The sequence below is a fragment of the Pantoea sp. SGAir0180 genome (assembly GCF_043546245.1).
Map to the genome: position 1 here is coordinate 576,040 of NZ_CP028071.1, position 25,277 is coordinate 601,316.

The 25,277-nt window shown below is 48.7% G+C and carries 20 protein-coding genes; 16 read left to right on the forward strand and 4 right to left on the reverse strand.

Annotated elements, in window-relative coordinates; genetic code table 11:
• Positions 1 to 8: 8 nt before the first annotated feature.
• The 3 genes from bamB to C1N58_RS02895 all read left to right on the forward strand — a co-directional run bounded on the left by bamB (position 9) and on the right by C1N58_RS02895 (position 5,887).
• The gene (gene bamB / locus C1N58_RS02885; RefSeq protein ID WP_006120622.1) at positions 9 to 1,190 is read left to right on the forward strand and encodes an outer membrane protein assembly factor BamB; all 1,182 of its coding nucleotides are present in this window, start codon (positions 9 to 11) and stop codon (positions 1,188 to 1,190) included.
• Positions 1,191 to 1,364: 174 nt separating this feature from the next.
• Complete coding sequence (gene der, locus C1N58_RS02890; RefSeq protein ID WP_006120621.1) at positions 1,365 to 2,849, forward strand: ribosome biogenesis GTPase Der; 1,485 nt, start codon at positions 1,365 to 1,367, stop codon at positions 2,847 to 2,849.
• Between the two features lie 596 nt (positions 2,850 to 3,445).
• Complete coding sequence (locus C1N58_RS02895; protein ID WP_394564556.1) at positions 3,446 to 5,887, forward strand: glucose/quinate/shikimate family membrane-bound PQQ-dependent dehydrogenase; 2,442 nt, start codon at positions 3,446 to 3,448, stop codon at positions 5,885 to 5,887.
• Positions 5,888 to 6,024: 137 nt separating this feature from the next.
• On the opposite strand, the gene C1N58_RS02900 is transcribed toward C1N58_RS02895, so the two are convergent.
• Genes C1N58_RS02900 through xseA form a run of 3 tightly spaced genes read right to left on the reverse strand, consistent with a single transcriptional unit; the run spans position 6,025 to position 8,781 of the window.
• Positions 6,025 to 6,357 carry a protealysin inhibitor emfourin gene (locus C1N58_RS02900; protein WP_033740881.1) on the reverse strand — a complete coding sequence of 111 codons (333 nt, stop codon included), beginning with the start codon at positions 6,355 to 6,357 and terminating at the stop codon, positions 6,025 to 6,027.
• Entirely contained in the window at positions 6,354 to 7,367 is a 1,014-nt protein-coding gene (locus C1N58_RS02905; protein ID WP_033740879.1) for a M4 family metallopeptidase, read from the reverse strand. Before C1N58_RS02905 ends, C1N58_RS02900 begins: the two co-directional genes overlap by 4 nt.
• Positions 7,368 to 7,407: 40 nt before the next feature.
• Positions 7,408 to 8,781 carry an exodeoxyribonuclease VII large subunit gene (gene xseA, locus C1N58_RS02910; RefSeq protein WP_394550411.1) on the reverse strand — a complete coding sequence of 458 codons (1,374 nt, stop codon included), beginning with the start codon at positions 8,779 to 8,781 and terminating at the stop codon, positions 7,408 to 7,410.
• Positions 8,782 to 8,949: 168 nt separating this feature from the next.
• Between xseA and guaB the strand changes: the two genes are divergently transcribed.
• The 4 genes from guaB to C1N58_RS02930 all read left to right on the forward strand — a co-directional run bounded on the left by guaB (position 8,950) and on the right by C1N58_RS02930 (position 14,540).
• Complete coding sequence (gene guaB / locus C1N58_RS02915) at positions 8,950 to 10,416, forward strand: IMP dehydrogenase (protein ID WP_033740877.1); 1,467 nt, start codon at positions 8,950 to 8,952, stop codon at positions 10,414 to 10,416.
• Between the two features lie 72 nt (positions 10,417 to 10,488).
• Positions 10,489 to 12,069: a glutamine-hydrolyzing GMP synthase gene (gene guaA / locus C1N58_RS02920; protein WP_006120616.1), complete on the forward strand. Its 1,581-nt coding sequence runs from the start codon at positions 10,489 to 10,491 to the stop codon at positions 12,067 to 12,069.
• Positions 12,070 to 12,376: 307 nt separating this feature from the next.
• Positions 12,377 to 13,564: a tyrosine-type recombinase/integrase gene (locus tag C1N58_RS02925; protein WP_039339979.1), complete on the forward strand. Its 1,188-nt coding sequence runs from the start codon at positions 12,377 to 12,379 to the stop codon at positions 13,562 to 13,564.
• Positions 13,565 to 13,946: 382 nt separating this feature from the next.
• Positions 13,947 to 14,540 (forward strand): hypothetical protein, encoded by a 594-nt coding sequence (locus C1N58_RS02930; protein WP_394564557.1) that lies wholly within the window; start codon positions 13,947 to 13,949, stop codon positions 14,538 to 14,540.
• A gap of 44 nt (positions 14,541 to 14,584) precedes the next feature.
• On the opposite strand, the gene C1N58_RS02935 is transcribed toward C1N58_RS02930, so the two are convergent.
• Entirely contained in the window at positions 14,585 to 15,925 is a 1,341-nt protein-coding gene (locus C1N58_RS02935; RefSeq protein WP_394564558.1) for a hypothetical protein, read from the reverse strand.
• A gap of 206 nt (positions 15,926 to 16,131) precedes the next feature.
• Here C1N58_RS02935 and C1N58_RS02940 point away from each other — a divergent pair, with 206 nt between their 5' ends.
• The 9 genes from C1N58_RS02940 (at position 16,132) to herA (ending at position 24,897) form a co-directional block, all read left to right on the forward strand.
• The gene (locus C1N58_RS02940; protein WP_217156253.1) at positions 16,132 to 16,362 is read left to right on the forward strand and encodes a helix-turn-helix transcriptional regulator; all 231 of its coding nucleotides are present in this window, start codon (positions 16,132 to 16,134) and stop codon (positions 16,360 to 16,362) included.
• Between the two features lie 6 nt (positions 16,363 to 16,368).
• A complete protein-coding gene (locus C1N58_RS02945) occupies positions 16,369 to 17,367 on the forward strand; it encodes a replication protein RepA (RefSeq protein WP_394564559.1) in 999 nt (332 codons plus the stop codon).
• A gap of 828 nt (positions 17,368 to 18,195) precedes the next feature.
• Positions 18,196 to 18,549, forward strand: a complete 354-nt coding sequence (traJ, locus tag C1N58_RS02950) for a conjugal transfer transcriptional regulator TraJ (protein WP_394564560.1) — start codon at positions 18,196 to 18,198, stop codon at positions 18,547 to 18,549.
• Positions 18,550 to 18,630: 81 nt separating this feature from the next.
• Positions 18,631 to 19,425, forward strand: a complete 795-nt coding sequence (trbJ, locus tag C1N58_RS02955) for a P-type conjugative transfer protein TrbJ (protein ID WP_394564561.1) — start codon at positions 18,631 to 18,633, stop codon at positions 19,423 to 19,425.
• A 187-nt stretch (positions 19,426 to 19,612) separates the two neighbouring features.
• Positions 19,613 to 20,974, forward strand: coding sequence for a P-type conjugative transfer protein TrbL (gene trbL, locus C1N58_RS02960; RefSeq protein ID WP_394564562.1), 1,362 nt, complete (start codon positions 19,613 to 19,615; stop codon positions 20,972 to 20,974).
• Between the two features lie 82 nt (positions 20,975 to 21,056).
• Complete coding sequence (locus C1N58_RS02965) at positions 21,057 to 21,320, forward strand: antitoxin VbhA family protein (RefSeq protein ID WP_235318789.1); 264 nt, start codon at positions 21,057 to 21,059, stop codon at positions 21,318 to 21,320.
• Positions 21,307 to 21,492 (forward strand): helix-turn-helix transcriptional regulator, encoded by a 186-nt coding sequence (locus tag C1N58_RS02970; protein WP_394564563.1) that lies wholly within the window; start codon positions 21,307 to 21,309, stop codon positions 21,490 to 21,492. The genes C1N58_RS02965 and C1N58_RS02970 overlap by 14 nt, the downstream gene beginning before the upstream one ends.
• A 405-nt stretch (positions 21,493 to 21,897) precedes the next feature.
• Positions 21,898 to 23,148, forward strand: a complete 1,251-nt coding sequence (locus C1N58_RS02975; protein ID WP_039339967.1) for a DUF4297 family anti-phage-associated protein — start codon at positions 21,898 to 21,900, stop codon at positions 23,146 to 23,148.
• Positions 23,149 to 23,157: 9 nt separating this feature from the next.
• Positions 23,158 to 24,897 carry an anti-phage-associated helicase HerA gene (gene herA, locus C1N58_RS02980; protein WP_394564564.1) on the forward strand — a complete coding sequence of 580 codons (1,740 nt, stop codon included), beginning with the start codon at positions 23,158 to 23,160 and terminating at the stop codon, positions 24,895 to 24,897.
• The last annotated feature ends 380 nt before the right edge of the window (positions 24,898 to 25,277 follow it).

Sequence of the window (25,277 nt, forward strand, 5' to 3'; positions counted from 1 at the left end):
GAGAGCGCATGGAATTACGTAAATACCTGCTGCCGGGGCTGATTTCAGTCACCCTGCTCAGCGGTTGCTCGCTGTTCAGCGGCGAAGAAGATGTAGTGAAAATGGCCCCATTGCCGAAAGTGGAAAACCAGTTCACGCCGAAGACAGTATGGAGTACAGGCGTGGGCGACGGGATTGGCGATTTCTATTCCAACCTGCATCCGACCTGGCAAGACGGCACCGTTTATGCGGCTGACCGCTTTGGTATCGTAAAAGCGCTCGATGCAGCGGATGGCAAAGAAAAATGGAAAGTCGACCTCTCTGAGAAAACCGGCTTCTTCTCTAAAAACCTGTCTGCCATGCTGTCCGGTGGTATTACCGTCAGCGGCGATCGCCTGTATATCGGCAGTGAGCGCGGTCAGGTTTATGCCCTGAACACCAGTGATGGTTCGATTGTATGGCAAGCTAAAGCGGCTGGCGAAGCGCTGTCGCGTCCTGTGGTCAGCGATGGCCTGGTGCTGATTCATACCAGTAACGGTATGTTGCAGGGTCTGGATCAGGCGACCGGGGCGGTGAAGTGGACCGTGAACCTGGACATGCCTGCGCTGTCGCTGCGCGGTGAATCAGCCCCGTCAGTTGCCTTTGGTGGCGCGATTGTGGGCGGCGACAACGGACGCGTCAGCGCCGTGATCATGAATCAGGGCCAGTTGATTTGGCAGCAGCGTATTTCACAGCCGAGCGGGGCGACGGAAATCGACCGCCTGAGCGACGTGGATACCACGCCGATCATTGTAAATGGTGTGGTTTACGCGCTGGCGTACAATGGCAACCTTTCCGCACTGGATCTGCGTTCAGGGCAGATTTTGTGGAAACGTGAAATTGGCGGCGTGAAAGATCTGATTGTCGATGCCGGGCGTATCTACCTGGTGGATCAGGACGATCGTGTGATTGCCCTGAATGCGGATGGCGGTGTCGCTATCTGGCGTCAAAGCGAGCTGCTGCATCGTAATCTGACCTCACCGGTGCTGTATAATGGCTACATCGTCGTCGGTGACGGCGAAGGCTACCTGCACTGGCTGAACACCACGGATGGCCGCTTTGTTGCCCAGCAAAAACTGGACAGCTCGGGCTTCCAGACTGAGCCTGTTGTCGCCAGCGACAAGCTGCTGATTCAGTCGAAAGATGGTGAAGTTTATGCCATTACCCGCTAACGGGTAAGTTGTCAGGCAGGGTTATCCTTCCGGCACAGCGGCTCCTGATTTCATCAGGGGCCGTTTCGTTTTTAGTCAGGCATGGTATCCTTTGCGCCGTAAGCCTGAACTGAACGGCTAAAGCCGTTATAATCACGCCATTCGGGCGAATTAATACATTATTGAGGCATTGTTATGGTACCTGTGGTCGCGCTGGTTGGGCGTCCCAATGTGGGAAAATCTACGCTGTTTAACCGTTTAACTCGCACACGAGATGCGCTGGTAGCGGATTTTCCTGGACTGACTCGCGATCGCAAATATGGTCGCGCCGAAGTGGAAGGGCGCGAATTCATTGTTATCGATACCGGCGGTATTGATGGCACCGAAGACGGTGTTGAAACGCGTATGGCGGAACAGTCGCTGCTGGCGATTGAAGAAGCCGACGTGGTGCTGTTTATGGTGGATGCCCGTGCAGGCATGATGCCCGCCGATCAGCAAATTGCAAAACATCTGCGCGCGCGTCAAAAAGCGACATTCCTGGTCGCGAATAAAACGGACGGGCTCGATCCGGATCAGGCCATTGTGGATTTCTATTCACTGGGTCTGGGGGAGATTTACGCTATCGCCGCGTCCCATGGCCGTGGTGTGACCAGCCTGCTGGAGACGGCGCTGCTGCCGTGGATGGAAAAGGTTGATCCCGTAGAAGTCACCGAAGAAGATGAAAACGAAGCCTACTGGGCCGCGTTAGCCGCAGAAGAGAACGGTGAGGAAGAGGAAGAAGAGGACGATTTCGACCCGACCACACTGCCGATCAAGCTGGCGATTGTCGGACGTCCAAACGTCGGTAAGTCTACGCTGACTAACCGCATTCTGGGTGAAGATCGCGTGGTCGTTTATGACATGCCAGGCACCACGCGCGACAGTATCTACATCCCGATGGAACGTGACGATCGTGAATATGTGCTGATCGATACCGCCGGGGTGCGTAAGCGCGGCAAAATCACCGATACGGTGGAGAAATTCTCGGTCATCAAAACCCTGCAGGCGATTGAAGACGCTAACGTGGTGATGCTGGTGATCGATGCGCGCGCCGGCATTTCCGATCAGGATTTGTCACTGCTCGGATTTATCCTGAACAGCGGCCGCTCACTGGTGATCGTGGTGAACAAGTGGGATGGTCTGTCACAGGAAGTGCGTGATGAAGTCAAAGAGACGCTGGACTTCCGTCTGGGCTTCATCGACTTTGCGCGCGTGCACTTTATTTCTGCGCTGCATGGCAGCGGTGTAGGCAACCTGTTTGAATCGGTAACGGAAGCGTACGACTGCTCAACGAAGCGTGTAAACACCTCGCTGCTGACGCGCATCATGAACATGGCGGCAGAAGACCATCAGCCACCGCTGGTGCGTGGTCGCCGCGTTAAGCTGAAGTACGCCCACGCGGGTGGCTATAACCCACCGATTGTGGTGATTCACGGCAACCAGGTGAAAGATTTACCGGACTCCTACAAGCGTTACCTGATGAACTATTTCCGTCGTTCTCTGAACGTAATGGGCACGCCAATCCGCATTCAGTTTAAAGAGGGTGAAAACCCGTATGAAGGCAAGCGTAACCTGTTGACGCCAACGCAACAGCGTAAGCGTAAGCGTCTGATGGCGCACATGAAGAAAAATAAGCGTTAACTAATCGAGGGCCAGATGGCCCTCTTTTTTTGCCCTGGCATTGTGCTTATTTACACAATGGTGAAAAACGCTGCGCCAGAACTGTGGACATTTCGTACCCGACAGCGGCAAGGTCCACTGCACAGGATGGGATATCCGCTGTCACAGGGCGCCTGTCTGTCCCGATTGTCATCAATCCTTACGTGACTGAGGCGAGGTGACTGATGACGTCTTCCAGCATGCGGGTTTACTTTCCCGATATATATCCTCGTCCCCTTAAAAGCTCAAAACATCACTTTAGTTGTCCGCTGGGCTACTCTCTGGATCGGCGTGGCCTTATCCAGCGTAAAAATTTGTAGCGAAAATGCTATTGCTTAGTAACAAACAGGTTTAAAACTTCACTGCATAACGTACCAGGTGGTACAATTTCGCCGCGTCATGACGGAGTATCGCCTGCTCTGGCTTCCTCCGGAAACATATCATTCATTTCATGGACGCAGGTCTGATTTAATTGGAATTAAAACAACGCCGTCTCATTAACCTGCAACGTTAACCGCGATACGCGCGAAAAGCGGCGGGCGAAAGAGCGGACTTTGTTTATCAGGAGAGTAAGTGTTATGGCTGAAACATCCTCTCGATCCGGTAAAGGATTGAGAATATGGTCTGTGCTGCTCGGGCTGGTGCTACTGGCAACCGGCCTGTTCTTTGCTGTTGGCGGGGGACAACTCGCAACGCTTGGCGGCAGTTGGTATTTCCTGGTTGCGGGCATCGTTATCGTGCTGTCAGCCATTCAGTTTTTCCGGGCAAAATCCTCAGCGGTTGTGCTTTTCCTGCTGGTATTTTTAGGGACTCTGGTCTGGGCGGTGGTGGACGCTGGCCTGGTCTTCTGGCCACTGGTTTCTCGCCTGATGGTGCCCGCCGGTTTAATGATTCTGGCCTTCCTTACCTGGCCCGCCTTACGCAAGCGCGAGAATAAACCTTCGCTGGCAAAACTCTCTTATGCGCTTTCTGCCGTCATCGCCGTGGGTATGGTGGCTACATTAGTCCAGATGTTCCAGCCGCATCCAACCGTGGCGGCAACGGGTCCTGAACTGCCGCTGATTCCGGTAGAGAAATCGAAGCAACAGCAAAACTGGGATAACTACGGTAATACCGCTGGCGGCAGCCGTTTTGTCGCGCTCGATCAGATTACCCGTGACAACGTGAAGGATCTGCAGGTTGCCTGGACTTACCGTACGGGTGACATTCCCGAAAGCCCAACCGGTAACGGTGCGGAAGATCAGGAAACGCCGTTGCAGGTCGGTAATACACTTTACCTGTGCACGCCGCACAATAATGTCATCGCCGTCGAAGCTGACAGTGGAAAGCAGATCTGGAAGCGTGAAATCAACGCACAGGCTGAAGTCTGGCCGCGCTGCCGTGGTCTGGCCTATTTCGACGCGACGAAACCGCTGAACCAGCCAACGCAGCCCGGCTCAACGCCAGTACCGGCCGTAACGCTGGCGGCAGGAGACAGCTGTCAGCGCCGTATTCTGATGAATACTATCGATGCGCGCCTGATTGCGATCAACGCCGACAACGGTGAATTCTGTGAAGACTTCGGTAACCATGGCATCGTCGATCTGAAAGCGGGCTTAGGTGATGCGCCCGATCCGCTTTATCAGCTGACTTCAGCCCCAACGCTTGCCGGAACCACGGTGGTCGTGGGCGGCCGCGTGGCGGATAACGTGAAAACCGACATGCCTGGCGGCGTGTTGCGCGGTTTTGATGTGATCACCGGTAAAATGCGCTGGGCGTTTGACCCGGGCAATGTCGATCCTAATGCCATCCTGATGCCTGGCAAGGACTATACGCGCAGTACGCCGAACTCCTGGGCGCCGATGTCGTACGATGCGGCCATGAACACCGTGTTTATTCCTATGGGCAGCTCCTCCGTTGACCTGTGGGGAGCCAATCGTACCGCGCTGGACCATAAATATGGAGCCTCGGTACTCGCGCTGGACGCGACAACCGGTAAAGAGAAGTGGGTTTATCAGACCGTTCATAACGATCTGTGGGACTTCGACCTGCCGATGCAGCCCAGCCTGATCGACTTCCCGATGAAGGATGGCAGCACCAAACCTGCGGTCGTCATCGGCGGTAAAACCGGCATGATTTTTGTGCTGGATCGTCTGACCGGTAAGCCGCTCACCAAGGTTGAAGAGCTGCCGATGCCGCAGGGTGATATCCCGAACGAGCAATATACAAAAACCCAGCCGCATTCGACCGGTATGCCGATGATTGGTAATCAGACGCTGAAAGAGTCGGATATGTGGGGCGCAACCCCGTTCGATCAGCTGGCCTGCCGTATCGCGTTTAAGTCAATGCGCTACAACGGCCTGTTTACCGTACCTGGCACTGATAAGTCGCTGAGTTTCCCGGGTTCACTGGGCGGGATGAACTGGGGCAGTATGTCCACCGATCCGAATAACAACCTGTTGTTTGTTAACGACATGCGTTTAGGATTATGGGTACAGATGATCCCGGTTAATACCAGCAAAATTTCACGCGGCAGCAACGGGGGGGAAGCCATCAATACCGGTATGGGCGCGGTTCCGTTGAAAGGCACGCCTTATGCCGTGAACAAAAACCGCTTTATGTCACCGTTGGGTATTCCTTGCCAGGCGCCACCGTTTGGTACCCTGTCTGCGATTGACATGAAAACCCAGAAAATCGTCTGGCAGGTGCCGGTAGGTACGGTAGAAGATACCGGTCCGTTCGGCATCAAAATGCGCGCGAAAATGCCTATTGGCATGCCGACGCTGGGCGGTACGCTGGCGACGCAGGGTGGACTGGTGTTTATTGCCGGTACTCAGGACTACTACCTGCGCGCGTTCGATAGCGCCACCGGTAAAGAAGTCTGGAAAGCCCGTTTGCCTGTCGGCAGTCAGGGTGGACCGATGAGTTATGTCTCACCGAAAACCGGTAAACAGTACATCGTGATTTCCGCCGGCGGCGCACGCCAGTCGCCGGATCGTGGTGACTATGTGATTGCTTATGCGCTGCCAGACAGCAAATAAGCGACGATAAAACAAAAGGGCCATCGCGGCCCTTTTTTTGCGTAACGGAAAACCCGTTTTCCCGACAGGATAAGCTGCGGGTTCATAAGACGTGCCGCAGGGCAAACCCGAAGCCGCCTTCTGAAAAGGCGGCTTTGTTACTTACCGTCGCGCAACAGCGACTTGAGTTCTGGCGGTGCCTGTTGCTCGGGAACCAGTATGACGACCGTGCCGGACTGCTGGCGCGTGGCATATTGAATCTGGATGCGAAAGTAACGTTGATCCCCGCGTCCCACCTCTGCTGCTTTTTCCTCGGGTTCGCCCAAAGGCATCGCCCGTTCCAGTACCTGACAGACGTGCGCTTTTTCGGGAGGCGGAAGTTCGCCCAACGGAAATCGACGCTCATTCCGTAAGCCAGGAATAAAAGCAAAGCCGCCTTCTTGCGTTACCACAATCGTTGCGTCATCGGTGAGCTCGGGGAGTTGACTCATAACACGCCTACCTCTTTCCACGCTTGTTCAATTGCGCTCGCCACCGTGGTGTCGAAGCGCTTTTTACCATGCTGCACGGTGAGTTGTGCAAAGGCTTTGAAGTCCGCATCCTGATGTAAATCTTTATCGCACAGCGTGTCGTACCATGCCTGACCCGCTCGCTCCCAGGCATATCCGCCCAGGGCTTTTGCGGCCAGATAAAAGGCACGATTAGGAATTCCGGAGTTCAGGTGCACACCGCCGTTATCCTCACGTGTTTTAATATAGTCCTTCATGTGGCCTGGCTGAGGATCTTTCCCCAGCATCGGGTCATCGTAAGCGGTGCCGGGATGTGACATTGACCGCAGACCCTTACCATTGATGCCTTTTGCCAGCAGCCCTTCACCGATGATCCAGTCGGCCTTATCGGCTGTCTGTTTCAGACTAAACTGTTTCACCAGCGAACCAAACACATCAGACATGGACTCGTTCAACGCACCGGCCTGTTCAAAATAGATCAAACCGGCTTCGGTTTCTGTGACGCCGTGCGACAACTCATGCGCCACCACATCAATCGCAATCGTGAAGCGGTTAAAGATTTCGCCATCACCGTCGCCAAACACCATTTGCTGACCGTTCCAGAACGCATTTTGGTACTTCTCACCGTAGTGAACCGTCCCAGCTAGTTTCAGACCGTGATTATCCAGAGAATTTCGTTTATAGATTTGCCAGAAAAAGTCGTGTGTGACACCAAGATAGTTCCAGGCTTCGTCGGCAGCAACGTCACCATTTGAAGACTGGCCTTCTTTACGCACCAGCGTGCCAGGTAATGTTTCCTGGTTTTTGGCATCATAGATTTCACGCTCAATCTTCCCGGCCTGCGTGGTTTTTGGCGCTGCCGTCTTTTTCCAGTGTTCAGCCATCAGGTGCTGAACATGGGTCAGTGTACGACGTGCCTGCTCCTGCTGGTGGCCGGTGCCGTGATCGATAATCTTGCGAAGAATATAGGGAGGAATAACGCTGAAAGCCATTTGAGACTCCTTGGCATGAGGGATGTACCAGGAAGTATAGTTAAGAAATGCTTTTCTTTCGTCTCGGTTTTTCAGGAATAAGTTGCGTGACCTGGCTTTCAACCCAGCCATCATCAAGGCGGGTGCGTAACCGATCGCCCTTATTCAACTGACCAGTTTTTTTCACGACCTGTCCATGGGTATCCGTCGTAACGCTGAAACCCCGCGCCAGCGTGGCGAGCGGGCTGACGCCTTCCAGTTGCGCGGCAAGCTGACCAAAACGTTGTTTATCGCGGTTAAGCATTTTTTCCATGGCCTGCTGCAGGCGATAGTGCCAGTTCTGCAGACTTTTTTGTGCCTGATACAGGCGTTCTTGTGGCTGCTGTTGGGCCAACCGCTGTGCCAGGCGATCCTGCTGACGGCTGGCGTGGCGAAGCCGTGTTTCCATCGCATCGCCCAGGCGCTGTTGTAGCCGGAACAGCAGGGTCTGCTGGCGCGCAAGGCGCAACTGCGGATGTTGCTGCTGCAGGCGATGGTCTAAACGGCTGAACAGACGCTGCTGACGCGCCAGATAGTAATCCATTGCCATTTCCAGCCGCTGCTGTTGTGACTGAAGTTGACGCAACAGCTCAAGCTGATTACGGCTGACAATTTCGGCCGCAGCCGATGGCGTTGGGGCGCGCAGGTCAGCGACAAAATCAGCAATCGTGACGTCAGTTTCATGCCCGACAGCACTGACCACGGGAATGTGGCTGGCAAAGATAGCGCGCGCCACGCGCTCGTCATTAAAGCTCCACAGATCTTCCAGCGAACCGCCGCCGCGTCCCACGATTAACACGTCGCACTCTGCCCGCAGGTTAGCGATTTCAATCGCACGTACGATCGCGGCAGGCGCATCTACGCCCTGTACGGCGGTGGGATAAATCACGACCGGTAGTGAGGGATCGCGACGGTGAAGCACGCGCAGTACATCGTGCAGCGCCGCGCCGGTAGCAGACGTTATGATGCCGACCTGCTTTGCCGGTTGCGGCAAGGGCTTCTTATGTTCTGGTGCGAACAGGCCTTCCTGCGCCAGCTTTGCTTTCAACTGTTCGAACTGCTGCTGGAGCAGGCCTTCACCGGCGGGATGCATGCTTTCAATAATCAGCTGATAATCGCCGCGCGGCTCATACAGCGTGATATTGGCGCGAACTAAAATCTGCTGACCATGCTGCGGGCGAAAGGTCACACGACGGTTGCTGTTACGAAACATCGCGCAGCGCACCTGTGCACCATCATCTTTCAGCGTGAAGTACCAGTGGCCAGAAGCCGGCTGGGTAAAATTAGAGATTTCGGCACTCAGCCACACCAGGCCCATCTCATTTTCCAGCAGCTGGCGCACTGTGGTATTGAGACGACTTACGGTAAAAATATTGGCGTTCGGTGGCAGCGACATGTGACGAAGATCAAATTCCAAATCAGTAGGTTAATTAGTCGATACTACAGGCCCTGTTGCGCGGATCAAGACTTTTTCTAAAAAACTAGTGGAGGCAATCGATTACGCCCTGTATAATGCCGCGGCAATATTTTATCTATTCTCACGCACCCGAGGTGGAGTATTGCCATGTTAAGAATCGCTAAAGAAGCACTCACTTTCGACGACGTCCTGCTCGTTCCTGCTCACTCCACCGTCCTGCCTAATACGGCCGACCTCAGCACGCAACTGACCAAAAATATTCGCCTGAACATTCCCATGCTTTCTGCTGCGATGGATACCGTGACCGAAGCGGGCCTGGCGATTGCGCTGGCACAGGAAGGTGGTCTGGGCTTCATTCATAAAAACATGTCAATTGAACGCCAGGCAGACGAAGTCCGTAAAGTCAAAAAACATGAAAGCGGCGTGGTTACCGAACCACAGACCGTACTGCCCACCACCACACTGGCCGAAGTTAAAGCGCTGACCGAGCGCAACGGTTTTGCTGGTTACCCTGTGGTGAACGCGAAAAACGAACTGGTGGGCATCATCACCGGTCGCGATGTGCGCTTTGTGACCGATCTGAACCAGCCTGTCACTGCCGTGATGACGCCGAAAGAGCGTCTGGTGACGGTGAAAGAAGGCGAAGCCCGCGACGTTGTTCTGCAAAGAATGCACGAAAAACGCGTCGAGAAAGCCCTGGTCGTGGACGACAGCTTCCATTTGCTGGGCATGATCACCGTAAAAGATTTCCAGAAAGCCGAACGTAAGCCTAATGCCTGTAAAGATGCGCAGGGCCGTCTGCGTGTGGGTGCTGCTGTCGGTGCCGGTGCGGGCAACGAAGAGCGCGTGGATGCACTGGTGGCTGCCGGTGTTGACGTCTTACTGATCGACTCTTCTCATGGCCACTCTGAAGGTGTACTGCAGCGCATCCGGGAAACCCGCGCGAAATACCCTGATCTCGAAATCGTCGGCGGCAACGTGGCGACTGGCGCGGGTGCGCTGGCGCTGGTTGAAGCGGGCGTAAGCGCCGTTAAAGTGGGCATCGGTCCGGGATCCATCTGTACGACCCGTATCGTTACCGGTGTCGGTGTTCCGCAGATCACCGCCGTTTCTGACGCTGTTGCGGCGCTGGAAGGCACGGGTATCCCTGTTATCGCTGACGGCGGTATCCGTTTCTCAGGTGATATCGCCAAAGCCATCGCGGCAGGTGCTTCCTGTGTCATGGTAGGTTCTATGCTGGCAGGTACAGAAGAATCGCCGGGTGAAATCGAACTTTACCAGGGCCGTGCCTTTAAATCTTATCGTGGGATGGGGTCACTGGGTGCGATGTCTAAAGGTTCATCAGACCGTTATTTCCAGACCGACAACGCCGCTGACAAGCTGGTGCCGGAAGGCATCGAAGGCCGTGTAGCCTATAAAGGCCGCCTGAAAGAGATTGTGCATCAGCAAATGGGCGGTCTGCGTTCATGTATGGGGCTGACCGGTTGCCCGACCATTGACGATCTACGCACTAAAGCAGAATTCGTCCGTATCAGCGGTGCGGGCATCAATGAGAGCCACGTGCACGATGTGACCATCACCAAAGAGTCGCCGAACTACCGCATGGGTTCATAACCCCGCAAGATTTCCCGCCCGGCGACAGCCGGGCGCTTTACTTTATCAAGTCACCGTTTTGGAAAACCCTCAATGACGACGGAAAATATCCATAAGCACCGCATTCTGATTCTCGATTTTGGTTCTCAATACACGCAACTGGTGGCGCGTCGCGTCCGTGAGCTTGGCGTGTACTGTGAACTCTGGGCCTGGGACGTTACCGAAGCGCAGATTCGCGAGTTCAATCCCAGCGGTATCATCCTGTCAGGTGGCCCGGAAAGCACCACCGAACACGACAGTCCGCGCGCACCTGACTACGTTTTCACGGCTGGCGTGCCCGTGCTGGGCGTCTGTTATGGCATGCAAACCATGGCTATGCAACTGGGTGGTAAGGTCGAAGGCTCTAACGAGCGCGAATTTGGCTATGCGCAGGTAGAGGTGAACACCGCCAGCGCACTGATTCGCGATATCGAGGATGCTATCAGCGCATCAGGCAAACCGTTGCTGGATGTCTGGATGAGTCACGGTGACAAGGTGACCGCGATTCCGGCTGACTTCGTCACCGTTGCCAGCACGGAAACCTGTCCGTTTGCGATTATGGCGAACGAAGAGAAGCGCTTCTATGGCGTGCAGTTCCACCCGGAAGTCACCCATACGCGCCAGGGCCTGCGCATGCTGGAGCGTTTCGTTATCGATATCTGCCAGTGTGAAGCGCTCTGGACACCGGCCAAAATCATTGAGGATGCCGTTGAGCGCCTGCGTGCACAGGTGGGCGATGACAAAGTCATTCTGGGCTTGTCCGGTGGTGTCGATTCCTCTGTGACCGCGATGCTGCTGCACCGTGCGATTGGTAAAAATCTGACCTGCGTTTTCGTGGATAACGGTCTGTTGCGTCTGAACGAAGCGCAGCAGGTGCTGGATATGTTTGGCGATCACTTTGGTCTGAACATTGTTCACGTCGATGGTGAAGCGCGCTTCCTGGATGCGCTGGCCGGAGAAAGTGACCCTGAAGCGAAGCGTAAAATCATTGGCCGCGTTTTCGTCGAAGTCTTTGACGAGCAGGCGCTGCGTCTGGAAGACGTGAAGTGGCTGGCACAGGGCACCATCTATCCGGATGTGATTGAATCCGCTGCCTCTGCCACCGGTAAAGCCCACGTCATCAAATCACACCACAACGTCGGCGGCCTGCCGAAAGAGATGAAGATGGGCCTGGTCGAGCCATTACGTGAGCTGTTTAAAGACGAAGTGCGTAAGATCGGTCTGGAACTGGGCCTGCCGTACGATATGCTCTATCGCCATCCATTCCCGGGCCCGGGTCTGGGCGTACGCGTACTGGGTGAGGTGAAGAAAGAGTACTGTGACCTGCTGCGCCGTGCGGATGCCATCTTTATTGAAGAGCTGCATAAAGCCGATCTCTACAATAAAGTCAGCCAGGCCTTTACGGTGTTCCTGCCCGTCCGTTCCGTGGGCGTAATGGGCGATGGCCGTAAATACGACTGGGTCGTTTCACTGCGTGCGGTCGAAACCATCGACTTCATGACTGCCCACTGGGCGCACCTGCCGTATGATTTCCTGGGCCGCGTGTCCAATCGTATCATTAACGAAGTGAACGGCATTTCCCGCGTGGTCTATGACATTTCCGGTAAGCCACCGGCGACGATTGAGTGGGAATAATTTCCCGACCGGTAACGTCTGGCACTAACAGGCACTAAACCATACTTAAGTCCGCGTAATTGCGGACTTTTTTTGTTTTTGGCTTAGTCATTTTTGGCAATGTCTGGCAACGCCAAGCACGGTTTGACCGTGGTATTTTGATGGGTATGATTCATTGGTAATGCCATGGATTACGCCCGATACCATGCTGAGTATTTTTGATGGGGCATGGTATTAATTTTTCATATCTATTTGTTTTATAAATATTAATCTCTAATTATTTAGAGGTTTTTCAGCATGGTATCAAACAAAAATTACAGGTTGAAACATGCTGACTGATACTAAGCTACGCAATCTCAAACCCAAAGATAAACTTTACAAAGTCAATGACCGTGATGGCCTCTATGTTGCCGTCACAACCGCAGGGTCTATCTCCTTTCGCTACAACTACTCGATCAATGGCAGGCAAGAAACCATTACCTTTGGCCGCTACGGAGTAGGAGGTATAACGTTAGCTGAAGCACGTGAGCGTCTTAATGAAGCGAAGCGAATGGTTACTGATGGAAAGTCTCCGGCCAAAGAGAAAGCTCGTGCTAAGGCGAGAACGAAAGATGCTGAAACCTTTGGTGCATGGGCACACAAATGGCTGCGTGGGTATCAAATGGCCGACTCTACCCGGGATATGCGTCGCTCAGTCTACGCCCGAGAGCTAGAGGGAAAATTTGGCAACCAAAAGCTCACAGAAATTACCCATGAAGACTTGAGAGCACTTACTGATGCGATTGTGGAGAGGGGGGCACCTGCAACAGCAGTGCATACGCGTGATATTGTGCTCCAGGTATATCGATGGGCGATAGAAAGAGGGCAGAAAGTCGAGAATCCCGCTGATTTGGTACGGCCTGCAAGTATCGCTCGATTTGAGCCGAGAGACCGAACATTAACGCCAGCTGAGATCGGTTTGATGTACCGGTATATGGAAAAAGTAGGAACAACGCCTCAGATTCGTGCTGCGGTAAAGCTTCTCTTGTTGACGATGGTACGTAAAAGCGAATTAACGAATGCAACTTGGAATGAAATAAACTTTACTGAAGCGTTGTGGACGATCCCTAAGGAGCGAATGAAACGGCGTAACCCACACTTGGTATTTTTGTCTCGCCAAACTATGGATATTCTGATTGCTTTGAAAACATTTGCCGGTGGTTCTAACTACATTCTTCCTTCTCGGTATGATTCCGATGCTCCAATGAGCAGTGCGACGATGAACCGCGTAATGGATTTAACATACAAGGCGGCGCAGAAAGAAGGCCAGTCACTCATTAAATTTGGACCTCATGATCTTCGTCGAACTGCGAGCACTCTGCTGCATGAGGCCGGATACAATACTGACTGGATCGAAAAATGCCTGGCACATGAACAGAAAGGGGTAAGGGCGGTATACAACAAAGCTGAATATCGAGAGCAAAGAGCATCAATGCTACAGGATTGGGCTGATATGATTGATGAATGGATTGTTTAAGATTTGTATATTCATACATAAGCCGGAATATATAGGTGCATAGGCTAGCCTAATTAGACAGGCAGCTCTGTATCAGAAGGGCACATTCGGCATCTTTGTAGAAACAATCACATGCATACTTTGAAAGTTCGTTTTCGCATATAACTTCCTGATGCAGCTTAACTTTTTTTTAATAGTTTGATAAGGTTATCGCATGTGTATTATGTAGATATTATAGGTGGCCAAAGTGATCATAAACGATATATTTAAAATATCCGAAGCAATTTCTTCTCCGTTTCACTATATCTTCAGAAGAAATCTCTCACATTACTTATATCAAAAGAGTGTTGTTGCAATCCTAACCAGAGTCAATGAAAAAAGACTACGGGAGTGGTATCGGCCATTGGATTTAATTGACGCCAGAGAATTTAGAGGGCTAATTAATTCACTTTTCCAACCTGGGGACTATCATTTTTCTGCAATGGATATCGCCGTTACAATTAATATAGCAATAGGGCATTATTGCGATAATGAATTTAACAAAATTAGTCATGAGATTATTGATTTTTCATATCACTTTTCATGTGAAATAAAAGAGTCTATAATTAAGAGTAAACTAATGCGGGATGGGTTGGCTGATTATGGAAAAAACATTGCCCTTCTTGATGTCAATTCAGAGCGCGCAAAGATTGAATATCTGTTTAAAAATAAGAAGGCTTTATTTAATCATTACTTCTCCACATTCAAAAATGATAATTTTAACCACAGCATCAGGATCTGGCATCAAAGTAATGACCATTCATGGGTTGACTGGAACGAAAAAAACTCCATCTGTATAAACATTAATCCGTACAAAATTCGTGAGGGTTTCTTTTTGGTCGGTTTTGACTACTTTGATATTACAAATAGCGAAAGTTTGTATGTTGCCAGCAATAAAGATGGATGTGAATATTTTAATGAACATTTAGATGATGGTTTATGCGTATGGGTGCGTTAGAAATTAATAAAGATAGGGCTTAATTTAAAATGATTTAATGAAATTCAAATGATAAATTCACTGTTTATACTAATCAAGGCCTTTGAAACTGCTTGGTGTGAAATAATTCTCCCCTCAATTTTTGTTAACTTATCTGCAATTTGTCTCTGATTGAATCCTTGTTTCTTAAGAACAAGCATACGTTTCTTACTATCTGTTAATCGTGAGTCAACCATGCGGCGAGCAATATTTCGCAGCATTCCGAGATCGTTAGCTCCAAGCGTTTTACCTGCTCCAGTCAAGCGAACGGCTGCTTCATGAATGAGTCTTTCGGTTTCTCCCTTAAGTAATATTGGGTACTTAAAATTATCCCTAACGTAATGAAAGAATTCGTCACTTTGTTTCTGAGTGACGCATTTATTTTGGAGGAAATGATAGAAATAAAGGTCAATTAGTTCATCTTTTGAAATGACTTTAAGTTCTTCGACTCTGACAATGTGAAGTTGCAATCTCTGCAATTCATTCTCGAATTTCTCTTTTGAGTTTAGAGCACTCTTGTGAGTGGAGTTCCACGTACAGCCGTTTTTATGTTTCGGTTTATGGTAAGAACAATACCTGTGGCTGAGTTGTAGTTTTTTCTGATTATCAGGATTTTTTTCGTTATGACTATCTATGTCATCTTCCAGTTCTAGCATGTTTTTATCTAGCTTATAGAAATATTCTGCAAGTTCATTTCTTTGGCCACACAGTTCGCAGAAAGTTTGCTTTCGTCGCGCATTGAGTTTTGTGTCTGCATTGTGCTGCTTGAAGCGCGTCGGTGTAAGGTGAAGCTGCCATAAAAGCTCAAGAAGATTATCCACGGTGGCCTGAAACTTAAAATCTACAGCTCGATATTGATGTTGCGTATTTGCAAAATGTCTTAGTTGTTGTTTAATTACATCATGAGCATTTTTGAAACCCATGACCACTACTAGATTGGTTATTGGAGTTTCTTCTTTAAATTTATAACTGTATTTACGAGAAGAAAAACCAGGGGCGCTTTCAGGACTGATCAAATTATCATTTGAACGTTGTAAGTGAGAGTGAGCAACATTCATATAGGGGTTAGGAAAGAATTTAAAATGACTCTCAGGAAGAGATTTAAGGAATGCTGAGACCTTAGGATCAATGACTTCTAAGATAAGCTCTCCAATAGGGCGCTTATCCGATTCTCGTTTGTCGTAGGATGAAACCCCTTTCAAATGGCTTCGTGAGTCTTTCCTTTTTGAATGTACGCTGTAGTTTGCCCACCGATCTCGAAATTCCCGTATGCCAGCGGCAACAGCGTTATCGCAATCTTCCCAGACAGAGATAAAGTACATGCCTAAGCGATCACTTACATCTTTTTCACTTTCGATATACGCCATTTGTCACGTCCCTCATATGTAGACCATTGCTATGTTACTACTGGTTAAGTAATGAGTCTATTGGCAACTGCTTGTAATTACTGGCAGCTGTTCTTTGTTAATTTGAAAATAAATAGTAGATTCAACCTAATCCGCCAAAACGTCCAATTCAATGTCTAAAAAATATTGGCATACTCAGGTCTCTGCAACTAACAGGAGGCCAACACATGCAAGAACTAGCACATAAGACCCTAATTAATCGTAAGACCTTACTCAGCATCATTCCTTTGTCTGATCGAACAATCTATAACCTGGAACAACGTGGTGAGTTTCCTCAGCGTATTGTTTTGACGAGTCGAAGTGTTGCATGGGATTTAGCGGAGGTTGAAAGCTGGATAGAAGCAAAGCGCAGATCTGCTTTAAAGGCAGCAAGACCCGGTTTTATGTGGTCTGTGTGAATCATCATGAGGATTAAAAATTTAATAGATTTTCAGACTCAGGAAACAACCAATAAAAAAAAGGAATCTGTGACAAACAATAAAATGAAATTGGATGCAGGATATGTAGATAAACTTATCGCAATACATGAGTGCAGTGCTCAGGAGGCTAATCAACTTGGTTTCATTGCTCGGTTTTTAATTCAAGCAACTCTGCCACACAGCAAGCCAAGATTGAATGAGTGGAGCCGTAAGAATGGCAATTTGACCATGCATATGATGGCACCGTCAGCAGTAGGTTTGCCTTACGGTTGTTATGCACGATTATTATTGGTTTGGATTAGTACTCAGGCAATTAGAAATAAATCGAAATTAGATAAAGGTATTATTACTGAGCAGGAAGTTCGTAAGCTTGAATTGGGGCGATCTCAGCGACGTTTTATGGAAGCACTGGGGCTACGTTCAAGTGGTGGGAAAAATGGCTCTATTGTCCCGCTTCGTGATCAGATGCGACGATTATTTAAAACGACAATTAGTATTATGTTAGCAGAGTTAAATGACGAAAGTGGATATATTTGTGAAGATGAAATGGGAGCCAGGGTTGCCGATATTTCACATATTTGGTGGAGTGTAAAATATCCTGAGAGAGATTTATTGAGTCAATCTTGGGTAGAGTTGTCGCCTAAATTTTTTCAACTGATAACAGATAAGCCTGTTCCATTGGATATGAGAGTTCTGCGGCTGATTAAACGTTCTCCGATGGCTTTAGATATATATTGCTGGGCGACTTATAGGGTTAGTTATTTAAAGCGAGTAACAATTATTCCTTGGTCAGGTTTGATGGAGCAAATAGGATCTAATTACGCCGATGTCAAAGACTTTAGACGACGGTTTAATGATGGGCTTAAAAAAGTACAGTGGGCATGGCCAGGGCTAGACGCTACACCAACCGAAAAAGGACTTCTTATAAAACCAAGTGCCCCTCAAGTACCTCGAAGGAAAAAACAAAGAACAGAGAGGTTTTGAAGCTTTATGAACGCCTATTCACTGACTCTTTATAAGTGTGTATATGCTTGGGGATAAAGAAAGTTATCCACGCATATTCTGTCCCGCTTTATAGAAAGTATTCTGCGCATCTTCTGTCTCAGTTTGCGCATGTTTTGTCTCAGGCTACGCATGTTCTGTCTCTTAAATGGTCGTATAGTCCTTTTGTAACAGAGGCTTATAGGGAATCCTATAGTATAGCCTGTAGGTTTAACCTATATAAAAATCAGCCTGTAGCCTAAGTTGAGAAATTGTGGATAAACTCTGGGGGTAATTATATCTCTGACTGGCATTTTTCACTTTCTCATTTTTTAATGAGCTGTTAGCTAAAAGGATTTTCTAAATATCATTTTTTCTTTTGGACGTGATGTGCTCTGTATACGTTTAAAACTTGCCATCATATTTATGACATATGAGGTACGTATTTTTTTTGATATGTAAAACAGTATGTTAGCTGCATTCATGGTTTTTCGAGAATTTTAGCCGCTAAAATCCGATGATCTATCTAGGAAGATAAGAGCGATGAAACCAGTTATAGCTGAGTTTATAACCACTGAGGCGAGGAACGAGATTCACTATATAGAAGAATTTTACCCGAGTAATCCTACAGTAATACTTTAAAAAAACACATCCAGTACACAGGAATACACAGTACGTACACAGATTTACAACGGCAACTGTAGGGCAGGACATGTAAAGTAGGCCCACCGCTCCGGTGTCCCAACTTTACCACTCCCTATTCGCCGCAACGCTGCTCAAGGTAGTCCTGCTCTGCGAGGCTGATCGGCTACCGCCTATATGGAGAGTGATATGACAGTTTCTCAGACTAGAAAGAACAGTTCACCAATTAAAGTTTATTGTTTGCCAGAGGAAAAAGCGCAAATCCAGGAAAATGCAGAAGCTTCTGGTTTAAGTGTCGCGAGTTTCATTCGTAAAGTCGCAATGGGTTATCAGGTTGAGTCTATTGTAGATATTAAACAGGTCATAGAACTTAGCCGGGTAAATGCTGATCTAGGGAGGCTTGGTGGTTTACTTAAACTGTGGCTAGCTAATGATCCTCGCACGATTGATTTTTCGCCCACACTGATAAAAGCGTTGCTTGCAAAAATAGAATCAACCAGACAAGAACTAAGGAATATTATGGATAGAATTTTGGATAATTAAATGTATGGTTTTCTACATATCAGCATCTGTTACCAGTCCAAGTTTACAATACTCATAATCAGTTGAATTTGAGGTAGGCAAATGAAATTTATGCTCCGAATATTTTCATCGCAAAGAACTATTTTAGCCGCTAAAAAAGCCTTGGTAGCTTCCTTCATGGCATATATAGTAGTACTTCCGGTGAAAGCAGGTATTCCTGTTATTGATGGAACTAATGTGGTTCAGACCACAATCAGCGCTGTCAACAACGTTCAGGCAGTATCAAAACAAATCCAGCAATATCAGATGCAACTGCAGCAATATGAAAACATGCTGCAGAACACCGTAGCACCTTCGGCTTACATCTGGGACCAAGCTAATTCGACCATCAACAAATTACTGCAGGCGCAGGATACCCTAAATTACTACAAAAATCAGGCTGGAAGTCTCGATTCATATCTTAAACGTTATCAAGACATTAACTACTACCGTTCTTCACCTTGCTTTAATACTAATCTTGAGTGTACTGCATCTGAAATTAGCGCACTGCGTAAAGCTGAACAGGACAGTTCTGAGGCACGAAAAAATGCTAATGACGCTGTATTCCGGGCAATTGATGAACAGCAAGAAACGCTACAAAACGATGCTAACAAGCTGGCAGACCTGCAAACTCAGGCAACAGGTGCAAAAGGGCAAATGGAAGCCATTCAGACGGCTAACCAGCTTGCCAGTGCACAAACAAACCAGTTACTGCAAATACGCTCATTACTGGTGGCACAACAAAATGCAGCTATAACTCTAGCGCAAGTTCAGGCCGATAAAGAAGCCCAACAAATAGCCGCTGATGAGAAAGTATTAGCTGGACAGAACACACCAAGCCCAAAGCGAATGTGGTGAGGGCCAATTAAATGAAAAATAAAATTACGATAGTTTTTATTCTAATCACTTTAATAACTCTATGTTCTTGCAAAAAAAACGATGAAGATTGCTCAGTGACGGCAGATAAAAAAGTAGACGCGCATAAATACGATATGTGTGCATTGCGTAGTAATAATAACCCAAGCCCTAAACGAGAATGGTAATTATGAAAATAGTAAGCAAGCTAACTTTTGTAGGTGTAATAATTTTATTTTCTGTTAATGCCTATGCTGGTCAGTTAAATAGTAGCGGGTTACTTGATACTTTGTTAGATAAGTTTCAACAAGTAGCTAGCACATGGACAACAGTAATTGGCGATTATGCGAATTGGCTCTTCTGGGGGCTGGTGTTAATCAGTATGGTCTGGACATTTAGCATAATGGCGATGCAAGGGGAAGGGTTGACTGGGGTACTTGCAGAAATGGTTCGTTTTTTTGCCGTGATTGGTTTTTTTTATTATCTTTTAATCAATGGGCCAGCCATATCGCAATCAATAATTATTTCAATGAGACAACTTGCTGCAAACGCTTCGGGAATAGGTACTGGTATATCACCCTCGAGCATAGTTGATATGGCGTTTGTGATACTGACGAAGGTCAGCTCAGCCGCATCAATTTGGTCGCCAATGGTATCCACTATTATGATAACAGTCGCGATAATCGTTTTGATAGTGATGGCTCTCATAGCGATAAATATGCTAGTCCTTTTAGTTTCTGCATGGGTATTGTGTTATGCGGGAGTTATATTGCTTGGCTTTGGGGGCTCGAAGTGGACCTCTGATATAGCAATAAATTACCTACGCACTGTCTTATCGATTGGTGTTCAATTATTCACTATGACATTAATCATTGGGATTGGACAATCATTTATAGATCAATATCTTTCAATTATTAGAAATGATGTGCCTGATCTTAATAGTCTTGTTGTTTTACTTCTGGCGTCAATCATTCTTTTAGTATTGACAAATAAATTACCGTTATTGTTATCTGGCGTTGTAGGGGGGGCATCCTTACAAGGAATTGGTGGGTTTGGGGCCGGTATGATTACGGGCGCTGCTACTACTGCGATTAGTGGTGCTGGAACGATGGCAATGAGCACTACAGCTCAAGTCAGCGGCGGGGTTTCTGCATTAAAAGCCGCTTTCGAATCTGCACAAACGTCGATGGCCGAAGAATCCGGATCTGCCGGTGGTGGTTCAGGTGGCGGATTTGGCGGTGGGGAAGATACTGGTTCTGTAAACACGTCGGGAGACAAACCATCTGGTAAAGGTAGTTCCAATGGTGGAAGCGAGGGTTTTGCTGCATCGTTCTCGCGTGCTGGACGCATGGCAAGACATATGGGAAGCAGTATGATTAATGGAGCTGCTGAGTACCAGACAATGAAGCAAAACAGCAATTCTTCTGGTGCTCATCAGTCTATTGGAGAAGAGTTGGCGACTCAGATACGTAAACAAACAGCTACTCGTCGGGATAACCGCGAACATGATGATTTTGTCGGAGATAGCTTATCCGGCAATAATAAATCTTGAATCATGCGCGTCAGTTAACGGGAAAACGCGAACTGGCGCTTCAACTGGGCAAACTCTACACCTGCAATTCAAAGGAAAAATTATGTCTTGGACTCCCGATTCACGTTTACGCATTGAGGGCTTTCGTAAAGCTGAGGCTTCCCTTAGACTCGAAGGAAAGGACCCCAGTGGTACGCCGCTCTATGAGTCCATCAAGGCACGTATTATTTCAGGTGAGCTGACGTATGAGCAGGGGCGTTCTGAGATTCTTGCCTACTATACAAGAGCAGAGAACGATGGGCCTGTGACAGTGGGGAAAAATGCTGACAAAGGAATTTTTAAAACCGTTAAGTATGACTCATCTTGAACTGGCGGAAGCTATGGGTATTCGCCGACAGGGCATTGAAGATATCATCTACGGTATGCGTCGTCTTAGGGATGACGAGGCTCGCGTTCTTGCTGAGATATTCGGGACTGATGAGGACTTCTGGTGTAACCTGCAGGTGCTCCTCGATCGTCCAGAGCAACGGTGTAAGTAATTAGTGGAGAGCACGTCAGCCCCCCAAATGTCACTAAATTCGACCATTTTGCGAAGCCTTTCATCAGAGAAAAATTTTCGTTAGAAACTGGAGTGTTTTCAAAATCCATCCACAAAACGTTGGTTTTACAACGCATTAAAAAAAGACATCCGAGACTATCCGAATCTTAATTGTCACGTTAATATTCTCGTCAAGTTTTCAACGCCCCGGTGTGTCAATGATACAGCGAATAGGCTACACATGGTCGACGCGCCACCGCGCTGATCGTCTCTCCACCCTAGAAGTTCCCGGCTACAATTGAGGCCTTCACGACATTCAGGCTAGTCCTATTGGGGCAAATATGCTCACTCGCACTCTTCCTTCCTCTCTCATATAATGTCAATAAGGGATTGATTGGGGGGTGGGATGTTGGAAGTCGACAAAAAACGCGAAGCAACAGCTTCAATTAGGGGCTATTTCTACCAGCTCGATGCAGCTTTACTCGGAATTCTAAACGCGGGCCTTGACGAGAGCGTTGTGATTGAGGGCATTGAAGACTTCGACCGCTACACCGATGAAGGCGTCATTTACGGCCAGGTCAAATACTACGCGGAGCAGAATCTGACAGACTCAGTACTGCGTGATCCTCTGCATAAGCTCTTTGTTCATTTCCATGGGCTCGAAGAAGCACAGCGGGCAGGACGAAAATACCTGCTGTACGGGCACTTTTCAGAAGTTAAGATCAAGATTGGTGAGCTTTCCGTCGAGCGTTTCAAATCAGTGATGGAATACCGAAAGGAAGTGAAGGACGCTGACGGTACAAAATCCTACGAAAAGAAGTCTTTGCTCGATGGCATGGCCGCGTCAGATGGGCTAATTGAGGCGTTCTGCAAGAGCTTCAGCATACAAATCTCGACAGAATTTTCTGAACATCGCAATCTCGTCATCGAGGCAATACGGAAAAACCAAAACATCTCCGGGTTTGAGGCCGAAGGTTTTCACTATCCAATGGCCTTCGACTACATCGCCACACTCGCCACGAAAAAAGATCACAACGACCGTAAGGTCACCCGTCGTGATCTGCAGGAACTGCTCAAAGGTACTCAAACTATCCATAATCGTTGGCTTCTCCGGGAGAAGGATGCAAGTGAGTACGCGAAGCATATGAAACGCCTGTACTTCTCGCCCACGAACGGCGCAGGAATCGTCCGTGCTTTCATCATAGAATGCAGTGCGGCAACCGACGGTTCGGTTGTTTGCGACCAACTCAGAGCAATCGCCAAGAACTGGAGTTCGGCTAAGAATCGCCGCATCCAGAATTCCGAGCGCTACGCGCCATTCATCCTGTTACGCGACGCGGATGAAAAACTCATCATGCAAGTGAAGAACATGCTTTTCGATACTGGAACTGTTTTCGTAGATGGTTTCCCATATCGCGGATCGCCATTCCGGATCGATCACGTTCACAGCCAGCAAACCCAAGAGCACCAGATCGAAATTCGTTTTGTTGACGACGTTGGCCAGTTGTTGGAGGTCCTCAATGGGGTGGGACGGAAGTTATGCCATATATACGATTTCTTCCTTGAACGCCCTGCAACCATGACGCTGCCGGGTCCAAAGAGTCGGATGTATTCGATCCCCATAAGTAGCATCTCAACAATCACGAATATTATCTGAGGACGAACAATGACTGAACAAATCGCCAATGCTGAGGTGGTCGCCGTTTACCCCAACAAAGTCCGAGTGGCCGTCGATGATCTTTTGAACTTCCAGGCGGCAGGAGAGTCTCTTCGTGTTGGGTCCTTTCTTAAGGTGTCGGACAATGACAACGTTTCTCTCATCTGCATCATCGAAAGCTTTTCAATCGAGATGAAAGAGGTGAAAGGCGACGGCAGTAGTGACTACAAGCGCGTCTATATGATTGATGCGTATCCTCTCGGGACCCTTAAAGACGGAAAGTTCAATCGCGGCGGTGACGAACTCGCCATTCCGCCAAAGAAGGTCGTCCCGGCGACGAAAGCGGAAATCGCATCCATCTATGCAGACTGCTATGCGGCTGAAGACCGCTTCTGCTTTTCTTCATTGACCAGGCAACGCGATATCGTTGTACCTGTTCATGGCGACCGGTTTTTCAACAAACATATTGCTGTTGTCGGTGCTTCGGGATCAGGCAAATCGTCGAGTGTGTCGTCGGTTCTGCAAAGGGCTATATCAGCCAAAACAGGTGAATACCAAGGCCTCAACAACTCCCATATCCTGATATTTGATCTTCATTCCGAATATGCCGCAGCGTTTCCGAAAGCAAATGTTATTACCGTCGATGATCTCGTCCTGCCATATTGGTTGCTAAACGAAGACGAGATGGAGGACATGTTTCTGGAGTCAGGTGACAACAACAATTATAATCAGGAAGCATTGCTGCGGCAGATTGTTACTATCGCAAAAAAGATCAGTAATCCTGATGTAGATAAAGTCAATTTTGACAGTCCACTTCCCTACGAGATCAATCATGTCGCGAATGCGTTCAGAAATCTCACCAGAGAGACAAAGAACGCTGACAATTCTTTGCTGATCAAGTTCAAGGACAATACGGAAATCGATTTTACTGACGTTGATGCCCAGATCGAGCATTATTGTATGGAATTGCGCGAATTCGCGACTACAAAACGTAGTGAGATTAATAAAGGGCCATATTCCGATGGGTCAATCGACAAGTTCGAACGACGGGTCAGATCAAAAATCTCGAATACGCGCCTAGGGTTTATTTTCGGTGAAAGGGCTAAGAAGGCTTCTTTGGAGGATGTTCTTCAACAGTTCACTGGCTACAACGCGGGGGGGGAGTCGAATGTCACCATCATTGACCTTAGCGGCATCCCTTTTGAACTACTCAGCATCACCGTTTCGCTCATCTCACGTCTAATGTTCGATTTTTGCTATTATGCTCGGCGCGTTGAAAGCAAAACCGAACAGCCATTCCTGATGGTCTATGAGGAAGCGCACAAATATGCGCCGAAGAGCGGTCTTTCCCGCTATAAGGCTTCACTGGCTGCTATCGAACGCATAGCCAAAGAAGGCCGAAAATACGGTATCAGCTTAATGATTTCGAGCCAGCGACCGTCTGAAATTTCAGAAACTATTTTTTCGCAATGCTCCAACTTCCTAGCGATGCGTCTTACTAATCCTGATGATCAAAGCTATGTCCGCCGACTACTGCCGGATACGCTTGGCAATTTGACCGAGGGAATGCCCGCGCTGGAGCAAGGGGAGGCGCTTCTGATCGGAGACGCGGTCATCATGCCGTGTGTGGTGTATGTTGAGAAATGCGACCCCGAACCCTCGTCCAGTGACGTGAAATATCTCACGCTCTGGAAAGCGGAGTGGAAGAAGATCGACTTCAAAAAGCGTGCCGATAACTGGCGAGGGTGACGGGTGCTGATCAAGGATTGCAGGTACAAATTGTCGATATGGATAAATGATCTCAACCGAATGAAACCGGGCTGCCCTGAACTCCAAATTCGCCAGACCGCCATCGGCTCCAGATGTGATGTTTCGCCCTAAGCTCGGTGAGTGACAGCTTACCCGCACTCATAGATCAAAACCTGCTACTCCGCTAACGGTCAGGGCTGCTCATTCCGGGGGCGGTTGTGGCAAAACTCCAACGTCGGCTTTAACCCAAACCTGCCGCTCCACATATGATAGCGAACGGCGGGTTTGTCCCCAAGGTCGGGCCATATTTACAACTCTTGCCTTAGCCGTGGCGAGTCGTTGTTGGACGGCCATAGGAAGCGTCTCTAGGTCGTTAACTT